Origin of the sequence: Natronorubrum bangense, assembly GCF_004799645.1 — an archaeon.
Taxonomy (GTDB): Archaea; Halobacteriota; Halobacteria; order Halobacteriales; family Natrialbaceae; genus Natronorubrum; species Natronorubrum bangense.
Genome location: NZ_CP031305.1, coordinates 572,009 through 591,750, shown reverse-complemented (window position 1 = coordinate 591,750; position 19,742 = coordinate 572,009). Strand labels below are relative to the sequence as shown.

The 19,742-nt window shown below is 60.9% G+C and carries 17 protein-coding genes; 9 read left to right on the top strand and 8 right to left on the bottom strand.

Features of this window, described 5'->3' with window-relative positions:
• Window positions 1-110: 110 nt before the first annotated feature.
• Window positions 111-1,970 carry an L-aspartate oxidase gene (locus tag DV706_RS02955; protein ID WP_136350785.1) on the top strand — a complete coding sequence of 620 codons (1,860 nt, stop codon included), beginning with the start codon at window positions 111-113 and terminating at the stop codon, window positions 1,968-1,970.
• 83 nt (window positions 1,971-2,053) lie between these two features.
• On the opposite strand, the gene DV706_RS02950 is transcribed toward DV706_RS02955, so the two are convergent.
• On the bottom strand, window positions 2,054-2,659 hold the full coding sequence (locus tag DV706_RS02950; protein WP_006066635.1) for a DNA-3-methyladenine glycosylase family protein: 606 nt from the start codon (window positions 2,657-2,659) through the stop codon (window positions 2,054-2,056).
• Between the two features lie 271 nt (window positions 2,660-2,930).
• On the opposite strand from DV706_RS02950, the gene DV706_RS02945 reads away from it, so the two are divergent.
• Complete coding sequence (locus DV706_RS02945; RefSeq protein WP_006066636.1) at window positions 2,931-4,166, top strand: hypothetical protein; 1,236 nt, start codon at window positions 2,931-2,933, stop codon at window positions 4,164-4,166.
• Window positions 4,167-4,280: 114 nt separating this feature from the next.
• Here the strand turns inward: DV706_RS02945 and katG are convergent, their stop codons facing one another.
• From katG to DV706_RS02925, 4 genes are all read right to left on the bottom strand, one after another.
• On the bottom strand, window positions 4,281-6,425 hold the full coding sequence (gene katG, locus DV706_RS02940) for a catalase/peroxidase HPI (protein WP_006066637.1): 2,145 nt from the start codon (window positions 6,423-6,425) through the stop codon (window positions 4,281-4,283).
• A gap of 234 nt (window positions 6,426-6,659) precedes the next feature.
• Window positions 6,660-8,003 (bottom strand): RimK family alpha-L-glutamate ligase, encoded by a 1,344-nt coding sequence (locus tag DV706_RS02935; RefSeq protein ID WP_006066638.1) that lies wholly within the window; start codon window positions 8,001-8,003, stop codon window positions 6,660-6,662.
• Between the two features lie 212 nt (window positions 8,004-8,215).
• Complete coding sequence (locus DV706_RS02930) at window positions 8,216-9,685, bottom strand: flippase (RefSeq protein ID WP_006066639.1); 1,470 nt, start codon at window positions 9,683-9,685, stop codon at window positions 8,216-8,218.
• Window positions 9,686-10,137: 452 nt separating this feature from the next.
• Window positions 10,138-10,887, bottom strand: a complete 750-nt coding sequence (locus DV706_RS02925; protein WP_006066640.1) for a GNAT family N-acetyltransferase — start codon at window positions 10,885-10,887, stop codon at window positions 10,138-10,140.
• Window positions 10,888-11,050: 163 nt separating this feature from the next.
• On the opposite strand from DV706_RS02925, the gene DV706_RS02920 reads away from it, so the two are divergent.
• The 6 genes from DV706_RS02920 (at window position 11,051) to DV706_RS02895 (ending at window position 17,275) form a co-directional block, all read left to right on the top strand.
• Window positions 11,051-12,160: a succinylglutamate desuccinylase/aspartoacylase family protein gene (locus DV706_RS02920; protein WP_049889837.1), complete on the top strand. Its 1,110-nt coding sequence runs from the start codon at window positions 11,051-11,053 to the stop codon at window positions 12,158-12,160.
• Between the two features lie 230 nt (window positions 12,161-12,390).
• Complete coding sequence (gene sdhC / locus DV706_RS02915; protein WP_006066642.1) at window positions 12,391-12,786, top strand: succinate dehydrogenase, cytochrome b556 subunit; 396 nt, start codon at window positions 12,391-12,393, stop codon at window positions 12,784-12,786.
• On the top strand, window positions 12,786-13,151 hold the full coding sequence (locus tag DV706_RS02910) for a succinate dehydrogenase hydrophobic membrane anchor subunit (protein WP_006066643.1): 366 nt from the start codon (window positions 12,786-12,788) through the stop codon (window positions 13,149-13,151). Before sdhC ends, DV706_RS02910 begins: the two co-directional genes overlap by 1 nt.
• Window position 13,152: 1 nt before the next feature.
• Complete coding sequence (locus DV706_RS02905) at window positions 13,153-14,031, top strand: succinate dehydrogenase/fumarate reductase iron-sulfur subunit (RefSeq protein WP_006066644.1); 879 nt, start codon at window positions 13,153-13,155, stop codon at window positions 14,029-14,031.
• Window position 14,032: 1 nt separating this feature from the next.
• Window positions 14,033-15,871: an FAD-binding protein gene (locus DV706_RS02900; RefSeq protein ID WP_006066645.1), complete on the top strand. Its 1,839-nt coding sequence runs from the start codon at window positions 14,033-14,035 to the stop codon at window positions 15,869-15,871.
• A 102-nt stretch (window positions 15,872-15,973) separates the two neighbouring features.
• Entirely contained in the window at window positions 15,974-17,275 is a 1,302-nt protein-coding gene (locus tag DV706_RS02895) for a 5'-deoxyadenosine deaminase (RefSeq protein ID WP_006066646.1), read from the top strand.
• A 104-nt stretch (window positions 17,276-17,379) separates the two neighbouring features.
• Here the strand turns inward: DV706_RS02895 and DV706_RS02890 are convergent, their stop codons facing one another.
• A complete protein-coding gene (locus DV706_RS02890) occupies window positions 17,380-17,574 on the bottom strand; it encodes a XapX domain-containing protein (RefSeq protein ID WP_006066647.1) in 195 nt (64 codons plus the stop codon).
• A 150-nt stretch (window positions 17,575-17,724) separates the two neighbouring features.
• On the opposite strand from DV706_RS02890, the gene DV706_RS02885 reads away from it, so the two are divergent.
• The gene (locus DV706_RS02885) at window positions 17,725-17,958 is read left to right on the top strand and encodes a hypothetical protein (RefSeq protein ID WP_006066648.1); all 234 of its coding nucleotides are present in this window, start codon (window positions 17,725-17,727) and stop codon (window positions 17,956-17,958) included.
• A gap of 254 nt (window positions 17,959-18,212) precedes the next feature.
• Here DV706_RS02885 and DV706_RS02880 read toward each other — a convergent pair whose 3' ends face one another.
• Both DV706_RS02880 and DV706_RS02875 read right to left on the bottom strand, forming a co-directional pair.
• Window positions 18,213-19,028, bottom strand: a complete 816-nt coding sequence (locus DV706_RS02880) for an HD domain-containing protein (RefSeq protein WP_006066649.1) — start codon at window positions 19,026-19,028, stop codon at window positions 18,213-18,215.
• A gap of 209 nt (window positions 19,029-19,237) precedes the next feature.
• Window positions 19,238-19,717 (bottom strand): redoxin domain-containing protein, encoded by a 480-nt coding sequence (locus DV706_RS02875; RefSeq protein WP_006066650.1) that lies wholly within the window; start codon window positions 19,715-19,717, stop codon window positions 19,238-19,240.
• Window positions 19,718-19,742: the final 25 nt, after the last annotated feature.

Genomic DNA, 19,742 nt, shown 5'->3' with positions numbered 1-19,742 from the left:
AGCGTCTCTGGCATGCTAAATCCCCTGTGTAATTGCCCGTAGCCTTCGTTTATGCCTATTTGCGTAGTTTGGTATGCGACCTATATTCGGTCAGCCCATACGATATATTGATGACAAAAATACCGCCTGCTGACCACGGTGTACCGACAGCCGACGACAACGGTGGCGTCGACGGACGGCTGCCGCAGGGCGGAGACGAGGCCGATGGCGTCCACGAGGCCCAGTACGACGTCGTCACGACGCCGGTCCTCGTCATCGGTGCGGGTGCTGCCGGGGCTCGAGTCGCCATCGAACTGGCCGAATCGGGCCTCGAGCCGCTCGTCATCGGCAAACGCGACTACGGCGACGCCCACACGACGTGGGCGGCCGGCGGGATCAACGCCGCGCTTGGCTCGCTCGACCCCGACGACGACTGGGCGATCCACGCCGCGGATACGCTGAACGAGGGCCACCACCTGAACGACCCCGAGGCCGTCGAGCTAACGGCCAGACACATGCCCGACCGAATCCGAGAGCTCGACGAGTGGGGGATGTCGTTTGCCCGAACCGACGACGGGACGATCAACCAGCGCTACTTCGGCGCGCAGTCCTATCGCCGAACCTGTTTCGTCGGCGATCGAACCGGCGAAGCCATGCTCGAGACGCTGATCGACCGCGCGCAGGCGCTCGAGATTCCCTACCGCGAGAACGTGATGATAACCCGGCTGCTCTCCGACGGCACGCGCGTCGACGGCGCGGTCGGCTTCGATATGGAGACCGGCGAGGGGCTGTTGTTCCGGACCAATAACGTCGTGCTGGCGGCAGGTGGGTTCTCGGCGGCCTACCAGCGTCACTCCTCGAGAGACGACGAGAACAACGGTGACGCACAGGCGCTGGCGCTCGAGGCAGGAACTCGCCTGCTCGACACGGAGTTCGTCCAGTTCCACCCAACCGGGATGGTCGGAGAACGCTACGGCGAGGAGTGGGACGGCCGGCTCGTAACGGAGGCGGTCCGCGGGGAGGGCGGTCGACTCTACAACGAAGCGGGCGAACGCTTCATGGAACGGTACTCGCCGGACCAGATGGAACTCGATGCCAGAGACGTCGTCGCACGCGCGATTGCCCAAGAGGTTCGGGAGGGGCGCGGAACCGAGAACGACGGCGTCTACCTCGATATCTCCCATCGCGACCCCGAGTACATCCGCGAGCGACTGCCGACGATGGTCGAGCGATTCGCCGAACTCGGCGTCGACATCACGGACGAGCCGATGGAAGTCGGGCCGACGGCCCATTACACGATGGGGGGTGTCGATATCGACTTCCAGACGGGCGAGACTGGTGTCGACGGACTGTACGCTGTCGGCGAGGCCGTCGCGGGCGTCCACGGCGCGAACCGTCTCGGCGGTAACTCGCTTGCCGAAACCGTTGCCATCGGAAAACTCGTCGGCGAACACGTCAGCGAGCAGGTCGAGGCGAGCGACCACGAGCCCACGACCACCGATGGCCAGCGAGCGCTGGCCGAACGCGAGTTTGCCGCGCTCGCGGAGCTTGCGGCCTCGGACGGCGACGTCACGCCTGAGACGCTGCTCGAGGAGCTCGGCGACCTGCTGTGGACCCACGCCGGCATCCTCCGCGACGAGGAAGGGCTTCGCAACGGGCTGGACCAACTCGAAGATCTCCGCGCGCGGACCGCCAACCTCCGGGTTGACGGCGACCGCACCTCCCGATCGTTCGAGTACGCCGTCGACCTCTCCGTGAGCCTCACCGTCGCCGAGGTGTTGCTCCGGACGGCCCTCGAGCGAACCGAGTCCCGTGGCGCACACTACCGGACGGATTACCCGGAGACGGACCCAGAGTGGCGACAGAACCTCGTCGTTTCGGCCGACGAGCACGGACTCTCGATCCGACGGCGGGGAGTCGCCGAACCCAGCGAGCCAGTCCGCGAGGCGCTCGAGGAAGGGTACGAACTCGACTATCACCACCTCGAGTAAGCACCCATAGGACCGTTGTCCGTCAGTGCCGGCGCGATTGCGCCCGTCCTGCGTCGCGCGAGACACAGGTACAGCAGTCCGTATCAGGCCTCGTACTCCGCCCAGATGTACCGCGATGCGAGACTGCGGTGGGGTCGCCAGGGATCGGCGATCGCACGCATCTCGGCTCGTGACAACGCTTCGCCGTCGTTGTAGAGCTGCTCGATCCCACGGCGAACGGCGAGATCACCCAGCGGCAACACATCGGGTCGCTGGAGAACGAACATGAGGTACATGCGAGCGGTCCAGTCACCGACTCCTTTGATGCGGGTAAGTTCACGGCGGACGTCCTCGTTCGTGTAGTCTGCGAGCCCTTCACGCGTGAGATCGCGCTCCTGAAACGCGCGAGCGGCGTTTTCGACGTAGTCGACTTTCGTTCGGGAGAGTCCAGCACTGCGCAGGTCGTCCCTCGATGCGGCGAGGACCGCCTCGGGAGTTACTTCGCCACCGAGGACGTCGAAGACGCGCTCACGGACCGCAGCAGCACTCGCCGTCGACAGCTGCTGGTTGATGATCGACACGCAGAGGCGTTCGTACTCGTCGGGGTTCGGATCGAGCGGGTGTGGCTCGCGGCGGTCGATGACAGCCGCCATCACGGGATCGGTCCGAAGGACGGCCTCTGGATCGCGGTCGGGATCAGGGACGGACATTCTCAGTGAATCGTCGGCTCGAGTATGCAAAAGAACGTTGCTCGGTAGCGAACTGACTGAAACAGTGTTCGAGTGAGCCACTGGTGGTGCCGCCAGCAGTAATAGACCACTGTCCTCGCCTCGAGCACCATCAGCCGAATTCGCTGAGCAGGCAAGCGGTGATTACATCCCCGACTGTGCAAGCCAGAAAAGGGGGCGGAAGAAATAAGAAACTGACCGGCTGAGACGGCCCTGCTGACTAAAGTGCGACTCGCCCGGGTGGGTAATCGAGATGGCAAACGAGACACCCGACGACGGACCCGAACAGCGACGAATGACTACCGACCCCGAGCGAATCCGGGAGTGGGCGCAATCCCACGACGCTGTTCCTGTAACGATTCGAGACAGCGACGATCACGGCTACTCCTTCGCCCGACAGGGCCAACTCGAAGCGGACCACGAGGAGTACACCTGGGACGAGTTCATAGAAACGCTCGATAACGAGAACCTGGTGTTCGTCTACCACGAGGACGACCCCTCGGGTGAGGAACTGGGCCACTTCGAAATCGTCGAACGCGAGGCAGCGTTCGATCGCGCGTCACTTGGCCGCAACGAACTCGAGGATCAGCTTCGAGAAGGCAAGACAGTGACGACCGAAATCGTCGAGACACAGGTCGTCGAGACTGAGGTCGTCGAACGCGATACGATCGAGAGCGAGGTCGTCGACACCGAACTCGCCGAGCGCCGGGTCGTCGATTCGGAACTACTGAGCCGAGAACTCGTTGACACCGAGTTCATCAGCGACGACATCATCGAGGTGGTCACCGACGAAACGCGTCTCGAGACGATCGAGGAGATCGAACGCTACACGATCGAGAGCCAGGTGGTCGACGTCGACATCGAACAACGCGAGGAACTCGAGCACGACGAGATCGAGACGAATATCGAACTCGAGAGCGTCCAGCGCTCGATCCTCGAGAGCGATGTCGTGCGCGCAGACGTCACTGCGGACGAGGTTGTCGACCAGGAGGTTATCCGGAGCAAGCGCACCGAAGGCGACATCGTCCAAAGCGAACTGATCGAGCGCCGCACCATCGAAGAACAGATCGATGAACGGACGCAGATGCGCTTTACGCTTGAGGAGACCGAACTGCTCGAGTCAACGGTGGTCAGCAGCGACGTCCTCGAGGGCGAGATCATTGACGTCGAAGAGTACGGTGCGACCGACACGACGGCAGAAACGGAAGCCAGTGCAGGAACGGATACGCCGCCCGTCGATACGGGGCCAGTCGAACTCTCGAGTGACGATCACGGCAAAGACGTCGTCGACGAGACGGGCCAACAAATCGGTATCGTTGCAGAGGTCGAGGGACAGACGGCATACATCGACCCCGAGCCGGGACTGACGGACCGACTCAGAGCACGACTGAACTGGGGTGGACACGGCGACGACGACTATCCCGTCGATTCGTCGGAGATCAATCAGATCACCGACGACGAAGTGATCATCGAGAGCGACGCCGAGTAGTCGAAACAGCCGCTCTCGAACAGCTCGTAGCTCACGCTCGAGACGGTGCTCGAGCGAGGCAGTCTGTAGTGGCACAAAAAACGGAACGCGAGTCAGCTGCGCCGCAGCGTCGCGTTACTCGAGGTCGAAACGGTCGAGTTTCATCACTTTGCTCCAGGTGTCCACGAAGTCTTCGACGAGCTTCTGCTCGCCGTCTTCGGCACCGTAGACTTCTGTGATGGCGCGAAGTCGGGAGTTCGAGCCGAAGATGAGGTCCACGCGGGAGCCTTTGAATTCGACGTCGCCCGTCTCGCGGTCGCGCAGTTCGAAGACTTCCTCGTCTTCGTCAGTCGCTTCCCACTCGTAGCTCATGTCGAGCAGGACCTCGAAGAAGTCGTTGTTCAGCGTCTCGGGCTCGTCGGTGAAGACGCCGAGGCCGGAGTTCTGGTAGTTGGCGTTCAGTGCGCGCATGCCGCCAACCAGCGCCGTCATCTCGGAGGCCGACAGCGTCAGGAGGTCGGCTTTGTCGACCAGCAGCTCCTCTGCCGAGCGGTCCATCACGTCACCCTCGGTGTAGTAGTTGCGGAAGCCGTCGGCGTCCGGCTCGAGCCACTCGAAGGACTCAACGTCGGTCTGCTCGGCCGTTGCGTCGGTACGGCCTGGTTCGAACGGAACCTCGACGTCGTAGCCGGCATCTGCTGCGGCCTGCTCGACGGCGGCGGAGCCACCAAGGACGATCAGGTCGGCAAGCGAGACTCGCACGTCGTCGGATCGGGAGCTGTTGAACTCCTCCTGGATCTCTTCGAGGACCGAAAGCACCGTCGCCAGCTCTTCTGGGTCGTTGACGTCCCAGTTCTTCTGGGGCTCCAGACGGAGGCGGGCACCGTTTGCACCGCCGCGTTTGTCGCTGTCGCGGTAGGTCGAGGCGGACGCCCAGGCGGCCTTGACCAGTTCGGAGACGGAGAGCTCCGACTCGAGGATCTCCGATTTGAGCTCGGCGATCTCGGCCTCGCCGACCAGTTCGTGGTCGACGTCGGGGATGGGATCTTGCCACAGGAACTCGTCGTCTGGAACTTCCGGACCGAGGAGCCGCTCTGTCGGCCCCATGTCGCGGTGGATCAGCTTGTACCAGGCTTTCGCGAAGGCGTCCTCGAGTTCCTCTGGGTTCTCGTAGAAGCGCTTCGAAATCTCACGGTAGTCCGGATCCGCTTTGAGGGCGATGTCCGTCGTGAGCATCATCGGCGTCTGGCTCCCCTCGGGGTCGTGGGCAGCCGGTGCAGCGCCCTGTGCCTCCTCGTCGACCGGCGTCCACTGGTAGGCGCCAGCAGGGCTCTTGTCCAGTTCGTACTCGTACTCGAATAGGTTCTCGAGGAAGTCGTGGTTCCACTCGATCGGCGACTCGGTCCATGGGCCCTCGAGCCCGCTGGTGATCGTATCGTCGCCCTTGCCGGTGCCGTACTCGTTCTCCCAGCCCAGCCCCTGCATGTCGATAGGCGCCTCTTCTGGATCCGGACCGAGGTTATCGTCGGAGCCAGCACCGTGGACTTTCCCGAACTCGTGTCCGCCGGCGATGAGCGCAACCGTCTCCTCGTCGTTCATCGCCATCCGATCGAACGATTGTCGGATGTACTTCGCCGACTCTTCAGGATCGGGATCGCCGCCTGGACCCTCCGGGTTCACATAAATAAGACCCATGTGGTCGGCGGCGAGATCGCCCTCGAGGTTGCCCTCCTCGTCGTGGCGCTCGTCGCCCATCATCTCTTCTTCTGGTCCCCAGTCGACGCCCTTGTCGGGCTCGAAGTCGTCTTCGCGTCCGCCGGCGAAGCCGTAGGTTTCGAAGCCCATCGACTCGAGGGCAACGTTTCCGGACAGGACCAGCAGGTCGGCCCACGAGAGGCTGCGGCCGTACTTCTGTTTGACCGGCCAGAGGACACGGCGTGCCTTGTCGAGGTTGACGTTGTCGGGCCAGGCGTTGAGCGGTGCAAAGCGCTGTCGACCGCCCGAGGCGCCGCCGCGGCCGTCGCTGGTTCGATACGTCCCTGCGCTGTGCCACGCCATCCGGATGATGAGCGGCCCGTAGTGGCCGTAGTCAGCCGGCCACCAGTCCTGGGACGTCATCAGCACCTCTGCGATGTCCGCTTTCACTTCGTCGAAGTCGAGTTTCTCGAACTCCTCGGCGTAGTCGAACTCTTCCTCCAGTGGGCCAGCTGGACGAGCATTCTGATCGAGTACCTCTAGGTCTAACTTGTTCGGCCACCAGTCTTGGTCGGATTCAGTCATCATTTGGCAATTGCTGCGAACGCATATTAACATTGTCCAATCCAGCAAGGAAGTCTTCGCTCTAGGTCAAGCGATTTATTCGATCGAAAAAATTTTCTCGGTGATTGATCCACGCGCTGTCGATCAGTACCGATCATTCACACCTTCTGGCGCGAACGAATTGAACTGAGAGCAAGAACGCACGACTCGAGAGCGGACACAAAAACCGATAAAAACGCCACTCGTGACGGCGTGTTACTCCTCTTCTTCGGGCGTGTCGCGGGCGTCGCCGTCAGTCCGCCGACTGACGTCGACCTGGTAGTTCTCGAGGATGTCGCGGCCGAGAATGACAGGGTAGTCCATGTGGCTGCGGTCTTCGACGCTTGCGGTGACCGTATGCTGGTTCCCGCCGACACCGATGACGACGTCGACGACGGGCCGACTCTTTGCGGTCTTGCTGCTGCCGGATCGAACCCGGGTGATGGACTTGATCGGGCCGGCGCCGATGTCGGCTGCGAGCCCGGTGTCGATGCTCGTCCGGGTCGCACCGGTGTCGGATTTCGCCATCACGGATTTCGAGCCGCTGGTTCCCGAGAGAACGATCTCCTCAGTGTAGCCGATCACGGCTGTCTCGACGTCCGGCTGCATCGCCTGTGACGGCTGGGCGGTCGGCTTTGAGTCGTCGAGCACTTTCGAGAGTTCTTTGACACGCTCGTTGTCGACCTCGCCGCCAGCGTTTTCGATGGCGAGTTTCGCGATGTATGGGGCCGGGCTGATGTTGGTTGCCTCGTAGAGGCCTTTGAACCCTGCCGTTGGGTTGACCTCGAGGACGAACCAGCCGTCGTCACCTTCAACGAGGTCGACGCCAGCGTAGTCGAGCCCGATGGCCGTAGACGCTTGACGGGCCATCTCACGGGCGACCTCGGGGAGGTCGTTGGTTGCGTCCTCGACGGAGCCGCCAAGGGCAACGTTGGTTCGCCAGTCGTTGTCAGGTGCATAGCGGTACATTGCACTGATGATCTCGCCACCGACGACGTAGACGCGAACGTCGCGGTGTTTGGCGCCGTCACGATCGATCAGTTCCTGAAGGAACGCGTACCGGTTGCCGACTTTCGCGTTGATCGGTTCATCGCGTCCGACTTTCCACGTGCCGCCGCCGTGGGTGCCAATCGCCGTCTTGTAGACGGCCTCCTCACCGTACCTACCGCGCGCGGCGTTGAGCTGTTCGCTGTTGAGTGCAAGTGTGACGTCGGGGGTCTGGACGTCGTTTGCGGCGAGCGTCGTCGCCGTCGAGAGTTTGTGCATCGCCGTCAGCACTGTCGCCGGCTCGTTGAGCATCGGCATCAGCTGTGCGAACGTGTTCGCAAGCCCGAGTTCCTCGGCGGGCTGTTCGGTGTTCGACAACAGCATTCTGTTGGCGATGACGTCGACATCCGGCTCGAGGACGACCTCCCCGTCAGCGACGCTGACGGCGGTGTTCTCGCTTCGAAGCCATTCGGTATCATGACCCAGTGCTTCGACCGCGTTCAAAATCGCCTTTGTCTCTTTGCTCGTATGAAGACTCAATACCCCGACAGTGACAGGATCTGCAACAGCCATACCGGGTTACAGGGCAACGTAGGCAAAAAGTATACTGTCATCGAAATCGACAGGTGTCTGAGATGTAATCCCTCTCGATCGCATGACGGCAGCGCGATTGGCGGCTACTGCATGAGGGTTGGTAGCTCTCCAGTTGGCAGGCATTGTGGTGCATTTGCCGATCGACCGCGACGATGTCATCAGTGTCTTCGATCGTTGGTCGACGGGCCACGTTAGGTCATCGCCGATCGAACGTCTTGTGGATCGACCAGCCCGCTTACGACGGCGAGAACGCCCCACGTCAACGTTCCAACTGCGATCGCGCCGATCAACATCAGGGGACTCGAGACCAGCGGCGTCACGAGCAACACGGCAAGCGCCATCACGCCAGTGATTCCACAGATCACACCCATCGATCGGCCGAGACGACGAAGCCGCAGGGAAAGCTCCGAGTGGACGATGTAGAGGTTCACTGCCACGTACACCGAATGTGTCGCGACTGTCGCGATCGCCGCGCCGATGACGCCAATCGTTGGGATAAGAATGAGATTCAGTCCGAAGTTCGCTGCGGCCGTTCCGCCTTTCGCGATGGCGCGCGCGCGAGCACGGCCGAGATAATCTAAGCTGTCACTGGTCAAGTTCGTAATCGCCTGCAGGACGATGAAGGCGGCGAGGATCTGCAAGACAGGCACCGCACCTGCGTAGTCGTTTCCGAACACCATCGTCACGAGCGGTTCCGCGATGATGACGAGCCCGGCGGTTGCTGGAATATACAGCAACATCGTGTGTGTCAGCGACGTCTCGTAGATCTGGCGTGCTCGGTCGAGTTGGCCCGTTGCTTTCTGCTCACCGAAGTTCGGCGAGATGGTAAAGCCAAGCGATTCAGCGGGCGCAAGGACGAAATCTGAGATCTGTTTTCCCAGCGTGTAGAACGCGACGGCAGTCGGCGTCAGAAAGACACCGACGAGGACGGTGTCGATCTGTTTGTCGACGACGTTTGCGCTGCGTGTCGCCGTCAGCGGCACGCTGTACTCGAGCAGCCGTCGTGAGAGTCCGTCCTCGTACGTGCTCGCCGGCTCGTACTGCGTGTAGAACTTGTAGTACAGCACCGTTAACCCGACCATAGCCGAGATGATGTAGCCGACGATGTAGCCGAAAAAGGCACCCAGTGCACCCAGACCCAGAAGGACGAATCCGACGGCGAAGACGAGACGACCAACGCCGCTGATTGCCTGAACGACGGCACTGTAGACGAGCTGGTTGAACCCCTGAAACGCGATCTGTGTGAAGGTGCTAAACGAGAAGACAGTGACGTAGAGCACGCCAGCCACGAGAAACGGGGCAGCTGTCGGATCGCCCAAGCCGATTGCGATCTGCTCGTGAAACAACAAGAGCATATAGACGACGAGCGTGATGGCCACGATCTTGACCGTAATCGTTGTCCGGATCAGATGCGGGATCTGTCCTGGCGCCTTCTCGCTGTACTCCGAAAAGTAGCGGGCTGCGGACTTGCCGAATCCGAGATCCGCAACCAGCTGGACGATCGCGAGCACACCGATCACCCAGTATAGCGTTCCATACCCGTCCGGATCGAGGAGATACCGCGCCAGCAGAAACATCAACAGCGCGCTCGAGACCATATAAATCGCTCGAGCGACGAGCGTTGCCTTGAAGCCGTGGACGATGTGATCCTGTCTACTCATTCGAAATATATCTCAGTTGATGGGAGGCCCAATCCGCCCGAATCGCGCGCGATCGAGATACTTGCCCCGAAGACTGAGCCACCAATTGTAATGCGGTGACAACAGCTGTATGCTTTCGATACCGGGTCCGATACGCCCGGCCAAAACGTCGCGATGGATCGCCGTGGCGTGTCGCTACTGGTGTGGTAACGGTCGGTCGGCCATCCGAGAGCGCGCTCTCCCGAGATGTTCACCCGCTGGATCGAATCGCGGCTTGCCTGCCAAAGCTGCGACAGCGGTCACATCGAGATGGGGTAGTCCACGCCTGCAGTGGTCACAGTATAAGATGGTAGGTATCGACTTCATTCGAGCGCCGACACGGGGGAGCACTCATATGGGCTGCTGTAATCAATTACTGCCGCTCACCGATCCCGTCTCTGGTGATTGGCGGTCACTCGTTACAGCAGTCCGTATCAGAGGTACGACGAGTCCCATCGCGTCGCTTTCCGCCGATTTCCACAGGCGTTACACTCGACACGTCCCATCGCGTCCATCGCATTATCGATCGAGTTGCAGTTGCCACAGAGCAGCGCGTATCGTTCCGATCGGTCCTCGTTCTTGTAGGCGCTGTAAAACGGTGCCTTTGCCCCACGGGACGCCTCACCGTAGCTCACGTAGATCGTCTCGCCATCGACGTCGAGTTCGTCGACGGCACCCCAGCCGTCCTTGTCCATCTCGCTTTCGGCGTACACGTTCTCGGTAAAGGTCTTCTTGCCGATCTCGACCTCGCGCTGGCCGGCCTGCTCGAAGCCGTGGTCCTGGTAGAACTCGTTGCCACCCTCGTTGTCCTCGAGGACGAGCCCTTGAATCTTGTCAGCCCCTTCGTCGAGCAGTTTCTCTCGCGTCCGAACGAGCAGGCGGACGCCCGTGCCACCGCCGCGGTGGTCGGGGTCGATATGTAGCCACAGGATGCGACCGGTGTCGTATCGCTGGCCGACCAGATCGCTCTGGGAGAAGCCGACGGTGTCACCGTCGCGCTCGAGAGCGAGAACGAGCGTGTGGTCGTCGTCGAGTTCGTCGGCAAACGAATCGCCGTACCACTGTTCGACGGCGTTTTCGATCGTTGCTTCCTCGAGGAAGTCAGTGTACGTCGAACTGAGCGAACGGTGGGCGATCGAGCGGATCGCATCGATGTCGGCAGCAGTTGCTTCACGAATCTCCATGCATGGTCATAACACATCATCATACAAAACATATGCCCACGGGGTGAGTTTTTCCCCGGTCGCTGTTCGATAAAACGACACTCGTTTTCGTGGAATTAACGCTGGCGGCTCCCTGACGACCCAACAGGAGAAGATTCACATGGTTGCCGCCGGAGACACTGCTATGAGCGACGATTTCGATGAGCCGCCCGACGGCGGTCCATCTGACCGCACGGCGGAGCCGTTCACGTACAACGGTGGTCGTGTCGATCCCGGCGAGTCAGCAAACATTCGGTACGGTATCAGCGAAACGTATCTCGGAGATCCAGTTCGGATCCCCGTAACGGTCATCAACGGTGAACACCCCGGACCGACTGTCTTCCTCTCGGCGGCAGCCCACGGTGACGAACTCAACGGCATCGAGGTCGTCCGTGAGGTCGCCCACGACTGGGATCACTCGAATCTCCATGGGACACTAATCTGTCTGCCCGTGATGAACGTCCATGGCTTTCTTGCACAGGAGCGCTATCTACCGATCTACGATCGGGACCTCAATCGCTCGTTCCCCGGCCGTGAGGGCTCGACGAGCGCCCGACGGATGGCCTATCAGATCTTCACGAATTTCATCGAACCCTGTGACCTCGGGGTCGATTTCCATACGTCCACGCGCGGGCGAACGAACATGCTCCACGTTCGGGCGAACATGGAGAACCTGAAGACGGCTCGAGTCGCGAAAGCATTCAGTTCCAACGTCATCATCGCCGGCGAGGGCCCATCGGGTACGCTTCGGCGGGAGGCGACAGCGGCAGATATTCCGACGATCACTGTCGAGATGGGGGAGGCACACCGGTTTCAGCGAAAGCTGATCGACCGCGCGCTGACTGGCGTTGCAAGCGTTCTCGCCGAGTTCGGGCTCCATCCGGAGTCATCCGTTCACTGGCCCGGCTGGCGGACCATCATCGACGACGACAACGAAAAGACGTGGATCCGCGCGGACGCGGGAGGTATTGTCGATATGAAACGCGGCCGGAGCGAACTCGTCCAGGAAGGTGAAGTGATCTGTGCGATCACCAATCCGTTCAAAGAGGAAGAAGACATCGTCACTGTCGAAGCCCCGTTTACCGGGCTTATCGTCGGTGTCCTCGAGAACCCGGTCGTCTACCCAGGAAACCCGTTGTGTCATCTCGTCGGGCTCTCACCGGACACGCTAACTGCACTGGAACGCGAACGGATGGCAGAACACTCACAGTCAGGGCTTCAGAGCAGTGGCCAGGCTGCCCCTGACCTCGAATGAGAGCGACCACTGCCTCTGTAGACGGGCCCTCGCTCCGTTGAGGGGCCAGCTCGCAGGCTGTAACCACGGCGTCGCCTGCGCATGATCGGAGGAGGGATCTATGGACACCCGACCGACGTCGGAGAGATCGATATTAATTCGATCTCGACTCACTATTTCCAAGAGGGGGCATAACAGGAGCGATAAAAGTAACTTCTATACCTCCGCGGTCTAACGGACCACACGAGCGTATGAGTCAGTCTTACAATCGCGGTCTCATCGAGGACTTCGGTCGCTGGAAGGAGTTCTCGGCCGGCATGTGGGCGTGGATCTTCCACAAGTTCACCGGGTGGATGCTGATCGGCTACCTGTTTACCCACATCGCTGTGCTGAGTAGCGCCGTCACCGGCCCCGAAGCGTATACGAACACCATTCAGGGTCTCGAGAGTCTCTTCATCATCCGAGTGCTCGAGGTTGGATTGCTTGCCGTGGCAGTCTTCCACATCCTGAACGGACTCCGACTGCTGATGGTCGACCTCGGCGTCGGACTCGACGCACAGGACAAGAGCTTCTATGCGTCACTGGTGTTGACGGCGATCATCACCGTTGCCAGTGTTCCAACCTTCATGGACGGGGTGACGATCTAATGGCAGAACGATACTCTTCGTTCGCACCAGGCGGCACGACGTGGCTGCTCCAGCGGATTACGGCGGCTTTCTTAGTCGTCGTGCTCGCCTTCCACTTCTTCCTCTTGCACTTCGTCAACCACGCTGCAGACGTGACGTTTGCCGGCACACAGGCCCGTATGCAGGACGTCGGCTACTTCCTGACGATGGTGTTGTTCCTGATCGCAGGAACGTTCCACGGTGTCAACGGCGTCTACAACGCCCTTGTCAACCAGGGACTCGAGGGAGCACAGCGGAAAGTTGTGCTTGCAGTGCTCGTCATCGCGAGCGTCGCACTCATCGTCCAGGGAATCTACGTTGCAATCGTTATGGCGGGGTGGACCTAACATGAGTACTCAACAACAGAAACCAGAAACGCAGGAGTCTCCGGAAGACCCGGAAATGAAAGGCGCAGAGTCGCCACAGCAAGAGCGACTCAAAGAGAAAGAAAGCAGCATGGTCGACGAGCAGTCGACCGCCGATCCTGATGCCGATGAGGAGACGGTCCTCATCAAGGTGTTCCGCTACGACCCCGAAGTCGCGGACAAACAGGAACCACGTTTCGACGACTTCCACGTCCCCTTCAAGAAAGGGATGACCGTCCTCGACGCGGTCATGTACGCGCGAGACACGTACGACTCCTCGCTGACGTTCCGACACTCCTGTCGGCAGGCCGTCTGTGGCTCGGACGCCTTTTTCGTCAACGGGAAACAGCGACTGGGTTGTAAGACCCAGATCTCTGAGTTGGAACATCCTGTTCGCATCGAGCCACTCCCACATCAGGAGGTCGTCAAGGACCTGGTCGTCGATATGGACCACTTCTACGACCAGATGCACACCGTCGAGCCGTACTTCCAGAGCGAGGATACGCCCGACGCAAGCGACCTCGAAGAACAGCGCCAGACTCGAGAAAACCGCGAGAAGGTCAAGATGTCCACGCGCTGTATCTGGTGTGGTGCGTGTATGTCCTCGTGTAACATCGCCGCCGGCGACAACGACTATCTCGGCCCGGCAGCGATCAACAAGGCCTATCGCTTTGCGATGGACGACCGCGAAGAGGACGACATTAAAGAGCATCGACTCCGTATCCTTGAACAGGAACAAGGTGTCTGGCGGTGCCAGACCCAGTTCTCCTGTACTGAGGTGTGTCCAAAAGACATCCCGCTTACCGAGCACATTCAGGAGCTCAAGCGGGAAGCAGTCAAGAAAAACCTGAAGTTCTGGTAACATGTACGAACACGACGTTATCGTGGTCGGCGCCGGCGGCGCTGGCCTTCGAGCTGCGGTCGCAGCGGACGAGGCAGGTGCGGACGTCGCACTGGTCTCGAAACTTCACCCGGTTCGCAGCCACACGGGTGCAGCCGAGGGCGGAATCAACGCGGCGCTCCAGGAGGGCGACGACTGGGAGCTCCACGCCTACGACACCATGAAAGGGTCCGACTACCTGGGCGATGCCCCGGCAGTCGAGACGCTTGCACAGGACGCCCCCGAAGACACGATCAGACTCGAACACTGGGGGATGCCGTTTTCCCGCGAGGAAGACGGCCGCGTCTCCCAGCGTCCGTTCGGTGGGCTCTCATACCCCCGAACGACCTACGCCGGTGCCGAAACCGGCCACCACCTGCTGCACGTGATGTACGAGCAGGTCGTCAAACGTGGCATCCCAGTCTACGACGAGTGGTACGTCATGGACCTCGTCACGACCGACGAAGACGACCCCAACGACCGCGAGTGTCACGGCGTCGTCGCCTACGACGTTCAGTCGGGCAAAGTTGAAGGGTTCAAGGCGAACCAGGGCGTCGTCCTCGCGACCGGTGGCCCCGGACAGGCCTTCGACCACACCACCAACGCCGTCTCCTGTACCGGTGACGGCCACGCGATGGCCTACCGCGCAGGAGCCCCACTCGAGGACATGGAGTTCATCCAGTTTCACCCGACCTCGCTGCCGTCGACGGGTGTGCTGATCTCCGAGGGTGTCCGTGGCGAAGGTGGCATTCTCTACAACAACGACGGCGAGCGGTTCATGTTCGAGTACGGCTACGCGAACAACGACGGCGAACTCGCCTCCCGAGACGTTGTCGCGCGTGCCGAGCTGACCGAAGTGCAGGAAGGACGCGGCGTCAACGACGAGTACGTCCACCTCGACATGCGCCATCTCGGTGAGGAACGGATTCTCGACCGCCTCGAGAACATCCTCCACCTCGCAGAGGACTTCGAAGGCGTTGACGGCCTCGTCGAGCCGATGCCAGTCAAGCCCGGCCAGCACTACGCGATGGGCGGCATCGAGACCGACGAGAACGGTCAGACCTGTATCGACGGCCTCTATGCGGCCGGCGAGTGTGCCTGTGTCTCCGTTCACGGTGGCAACCGACTCGGTGGCAACGCACTGCCAGAACTGATCGTCTTCGGCAAGCGCGCTGGCTACCACGCTGCCGGCAAAGACCTCGGCGAGCCACAGATCAAGACCGGCTACGGCGACGATGTCGAGGACGAAACCGACGCCGATCTGCCGGTCGCACCTGGCGCATCTGGCCTCGATCAGTCCGGCGGCGTCGCTGCAGACGGTGGTGTCACGGCCGACACGGAGGGGCTCTTAGAGCGCACCGTCGAGCAGACCCGCGAACACATCGATTACCTAATCGAGAAGGACGACGGCGTCCAGCACGCCGAAATCCGCGCGAAACTCCAGAAGGCGATGACGGACTACGTCAACGTCTTCCGTACCGAAGAGGGTATCAAGAAGGCGCTGAAGATCATCCGCGAGTGCCGCGAGGAGTACCAGAACGTCTACGTCGACGACCCATCGCGTACGTTCAACACGGACCTTCAGCAGACGATCGAAACGCGCAACCTGATCGACGTCGCCGAAACGATCGCACTCGGCGCGCTCGTGCGCAACGAGTTCCGCGGTGCCCACTGGCGACAGGAGAACCAAATCCGCGACGACGAGAACTGGCTCAAACACACGCTCATCTCGTGGGACGACGGTGAGCCGTCGATCTTCTACCGCCCAGTGATCCTCGAGGGCGAGGACAAGACCTACGAGCCGAAAGTCCGCAGCTACTAACGACCCCACTTCTGCGGTTTTGATCGAGAGCCTCGGAGAGTGCCTCGAGGCGAGTCACCGTACCAGTAGTCCTAAGCCTGCCGACGGGCTATTCTGGGTCGAATGTTACTGTCGGGGACGGTTGTCGCTGATTCTGAAACGGTGATCCACGATGGGGCAGTCGTCGTTGAGGACGACGTGATCGTCGCCGTTGGGGAACGAGCAGCCTGTCTCGAGCAGTATCCGGACCACGTCCACGAGACGTACGACGTGCTCATGCCGGGCACTGTCGGGGCCCATGTCCACTCCGTCCAGAGCCTCGGACGGGGGATCGCCGACGACACGGAGTTACTCGACTGGCTTTATGAGTACGTCCTCCCGATGGAGGCGTCACTGTCGGCCGAGGAGATGCGGACGGCTGCCGAACTCGGCTATCTCGAGTTGATCGAGAGCGGGACGACGACCTGTATCGATCACCTCTCGGTTGCCCACGCAGCGGAGGCGTTCGAGGCAGCCCGCGAGCTGGGAATCCGTGGCCGGCTCGGGAAGGTGATCATGGACAAGGATTCACCGCCGGGGCTGTTAGAGGACACTGACGAGGCGCTCGCCGAAAGCGAGCGACTCATTCGCCGTTACCACGGTATCGACGACGGTCGAATCCAGTACGCCGTAACGCCGCGATTCGCCGTCAGCTGCACCGAGGCCGCCCTTCGCGGTGCCAGAGTGCTTGCGGACACCTACGACGGGGTGATGATCCACACGCACGCAAGCGAGAACCGCGGCGAGATCGCGGCCGTCGAGGAGGATACCGGCCGGCGAAACATCCACTGGCTCGACGAGGTCGGACTCACCGGCGAGGACGTCGTCCTCGCTCACTGTGTCTGGACCGACGACTCGGAGCGAGCGGTGCTCGCGGAGACCGGTACCAACGTGACCTACTGTCCCTCCTCGAACATGAAACTCGCAAGCGGTGTCGCACCAGTCCTGGACTATCTGGATCGGGGGATCAACGTCGCGCTGGGCAACGACGGCCCGCCGTGTAACAACACGCTCGATCCATTTACCGAGATGCGACAGGCCTCACTGCTCCAGAAGGTTGATCGCCTCGAGCCACAGGCATTGCCCGCGAAAACGGTGTTCGAGATGGCAACGATAAACGGCGCGCAGGCGGCGGGCTTCGACCGCGTCGGCAAACTCCGCGAGGGGTGGACCGCCGACGTGATCGCCCTCGAGACGGACATCACCCGCGCGACGCCGATCCACGACGTGCTCTCGCATCTGGTCTTCGCTGCTCACGGCGACGATGTGCAGTTCACGATGGTCGACGGCGACGTACTCATGCGCGACGGGGAAGTCCTCGCCGCCGACGCCGCCGCGATCAGAGCACGGGCGCGTGAGTTCGCTGCCGATCTGGATCTCGAGTGAGATCGTCCGGCTACTATCGTTCGACTGCGGTCGGCGGGTGACTCGTGTTGGTCAGCAGACCAAAAATCCGGTTCGACAGCCGACGAATGGAATCGACGATCGTGTTAGAACCCGAGCGAGTCGAGCACGTCGATACTGATGTCTGCAGCCTGGACCAGTTTGTAGCCCAGATAGATGCCGATAATTCCCATTAGCCCCGGCAACTCCGGCGGTGCTGGGATGGGGACATCAAACAGCGCAAAGAACGCACCGGTGAGCGTGCCAGTCAGCAAGCCGAGGAAGATGAGTTGGAGATTCATACCGGTGAGGGGGGTCGGTGACGACAAAAATACACTGACTTTCGCGCCGTCCCCATCAACTCGAGTCGCTGGAGTCGCCTGACTCGAGCCACATAATTCGACAGCTGTCGACACTCAGTTTTAATATCGTCGAACTTCTGACCTCGTCGTATGCACCACCGCAGACAGTCACGATCGGCAGTATCGATTCCGGACGACATCGAGTCAGCACAGGCTAAGCTCGTCTATCTCTACCTCTCCGTCTGGCCGAGTGCGACGACTGCGGATCTCTGCACTGCGCTCGAACTCACCACTGGAACCGTCCTCTCGGTCACCAGCACGCTTCGGAGACGGGGCTACCTCGAGCGAACGAATTCGGGGTTCGAGCTTGCCTGCGGTGACTGATCGAGAGCGGATCAAAAGGCGGTTGGAAGTTGCGATTTAGCGAACGCACGCTTCAAGCATCGGAGACGCACTCTCCTGCTCAACGCGGGCGGGTGCAGTTCACGCTACCCACCGCGAACGAGACAGTTGTGGCGCTGAGCGCCGCTATGAGCGCAGCGCAGATGGTCGGTATCAAAACAGGTTGGCCGCTGAGTTCGGATGCTGGGCTTCGTCTGGAAGCAGTAAGTCCGAGCGCTCGAGTCAGGTCTGGGGGTTCAGAGTTCGATCCGTTCGACTAACTGCTCACGGTTCTCGTTCGTGTTGACTGCCACGATCCGGATCTGTTCTTCGAGCCCAGAGTCGCTCAGTTTCGCTTTCAGCAGGTTGTCGACCTGGTAGACGCCAGCAGCGTTGGTCATGGCGATTTCGACCATCACGGGGCTGGTTTCACCTTCTTGGAGCGTGACGCGGCTGATCGCCTGGCTCGAGAGGGTGTTGATACCACGGCCGCCGTGTTCGTAGGGGATCCGCGAGCGGCCACGCTCCATGTCGAGGGCGTCAGCGACACGGATAACACCTGCTTCGGTCGTCAGCGGCGTCTCGGAACGGTGGTGACAGAGGATTGCATGGAGGACTTCGCCTTTCACTCGGACCGATTCGGCGACGTCGTAGAACTCGGGGAGAATGCGATCGAGGATATCCGAAGCCAGCGGAATCGAGTAGTAGGCGTGTTGATCGCGGTGGACGACGTGGCCGACGTCGTGCAGTGTGGCTGCGAGCGCGATGATAACTGACTCGTCTTCCTCGGCCAGGCCCTGCTGGCGCGCGCCGTTGAAATCGACGTCGCCAGCTTTGAGCAGATCGTAGAGACACAGCGCTCGGTTGCGGACGATCTCGATGTGTTTCGTTCCGTGGTCGTTGTACTGCATCCGATCGACCGCGTTGACGTTCTGTGCCTCGAGATACGTCTTGATCTCTTCGTCCGCCGCGATGAACTCGAGGACGCGATTGAGTTTCGTATCGGGAAAGTTGTGGGCTGCTTCAGGGGAGTAGACACGACGACCAGCGTCGTCACCGGCAGAATCGCTCATACAGTAGCGTCGACAGCGGACTAAAAAAGCCCTACGGCAAGCGACGTTGGGACGGTGATACTGTTGGCCGTACTGACTGACGGATTTTGACTGACCGGGTGATCGAATCTACTGCCGACTGTCAGACAGTCTGTCTCGAGGAAACTGCGACAAAAATGGGCTTCACGATGGATATCGTTCTCAGGGGCCGTTGCAGCCAGTCGCGTTGGTTAGGCTGCGTCTTCGACAGCGGCCTCGACCTCGTCGTAGTCGGGCTCGACGCCGGGGTCGTCACTGACCCACTCGTAGGTGACCTCTCCATCGCCGTTAATGACGAACACCGAACGCTTGGCGACGCCGTAGACGCCGAGGTCAGCGAAGTCCATCGCGATGTCGTAGTCGTCGATGATCTCCTTGTTGTAGTCGCTGATGAGTCCGAACTCGAGGCCGTTCTGGTCGCGGAACTCGTTCAGTGCGAACGGAGAGTCTCGGCTGACGCCGTAGACATTGGCATCGAGGTCGTCGAACGCGGCGAGTCGGTCCTGGAACGTACACATCTCGTCGGTACAGACGCCGGTGAACGCGCCCGGGAAAAAGGCAAGGACGATCGGGGATTCGTCTTCGAGCCGTTCTGAGAGGGTAAAGGAGTCGACGTCGCCGTTTGCAAGCGGTGCGGTGAAATCAGGTGCAGTGTCTCCAGTTGCTGGCATCACTGGCTACTTGCGGGTAAACCGG

Excerpts from the sequence above, each read along its gene's own strand:
- DV706_RS02905 (WP_006066644.1), top strand. The coding sequence starts at position 13,153 with ATGAGTACTCAACAACAGAAACCAGAAACGCAGGAGTCTCCGGAAGAC.
- DV706_RS02950 (WP_006066635.1), bottom strand. The coding sequence starts at position 2,659 with ATGTCCGTCCCTGATCCCGACCGCGATCCAGAGGCCGTCCTTCGGACC.
- DV706_RS02900 (WP_006066645.1), top strand. The coding sequence starts at position 14,033 with ATGTACGAACACGACGTTATCGTGGTCGGCGCCGGCGGCGCTGGCCTT.
- DV706_RS02920 (WP_049889837.1), top strand. The coding sequence starts at position 11,051 with ATGAGCGACGATTTCGATGAGCCGCCCGACGGCGGTCCATCTGACCGC.
- DV706_RS02930 (WP_006066639.1), bottom strand. The coding sequence starts at position 9,685 with ATGAGTAGACAGGATCACATCGTCCACGGCTTCAAGGCAACGCTCGTC.
- DV706_RS02880 (WP_006066649.1), bottom strand. The coding sequence starts at position 19,028 with ATGAGCGATTCTGCCGGTGACGACGCTGGTCGTCGTGTCTACTCCCCT.
- DV706_RS02885 (WP_006066648.1), top strand. The coding sequence starts at position 17,725 with ATGCACCACCGCAGACAGTCACGATCGGCAGTATCGATTCCGGACGAC.
- DV706_RS02925 (WP_006066640.1), bottom strand. The coding sequence starts at position 10,887 with ATGGAGATTCGTGAAGCAACTGCTGCCGACATCGATGCGATCCGCTCG.
- DV706_RS02955 (WP_136350785.1), top strand. The coding sequence starts at position 111 with ATGACAAAAATACCGCCTGCTGACCACGGTGTACCGACAGCCGACGAC.
- sdhC (WP_006066642.1), top strand. The coding sequence starts at position 12,391 with ATGAGTCAGTCTTACAATCGCGGTCTCATCGAGGACTTCGGTCGCTGG.
- DV706_RS02945 (WP_006066636.1), top strand. The coding sequence starts at position 2,931 with ATGGCAAACGAGACACCCGACGACGGACCCGAACAGCGACGAATGACT.
- DV706_RS02890 (WP_006066647.1), bottom strand. The coding sequence starts at position 17,574 with ATGAATCTCCAACTCATCTTCCTCGGCTTGCTGACTGGCACGCTCACC.
- katG (WP_006066637.1), bottom strand. The coding sequence starts at position 6,425 with ATGACTGAATCCGACCAAGACTGGTGGCCGAACAAGTTAGACCTAGAG.
- DV706_RS02935 (WP_006066638.1), bottom strand. The coding sequence starts at position 8,003 with ATGGCTGTTGCAGATCCTGTCACTGTCGGGGTATTGAGTCTTCATACG.
- DV706_RS02875 (WP_006066650.1), bottom strand. The coding sequence starts at position 19,717 with ATGCCAGCAACTGGAGACACTGCACCTGATTTCACCGCACCGCTTGCA.
- DV706_RS02910 (WP_006066643.1), top strand. The coding sequence starts at position 12,786 with ATGGCAGAACGATACTCTTCGTTCGCACCAGGCGGCACGACGTGGCTG.
- DV706_RS02895 (WP_006066646.1), top strand. The coding sequence starts at position 15,974 with ATGTTACTGTCGGGGACGGTTGTCGCTGATTCTGAAACGGTGATCCAC.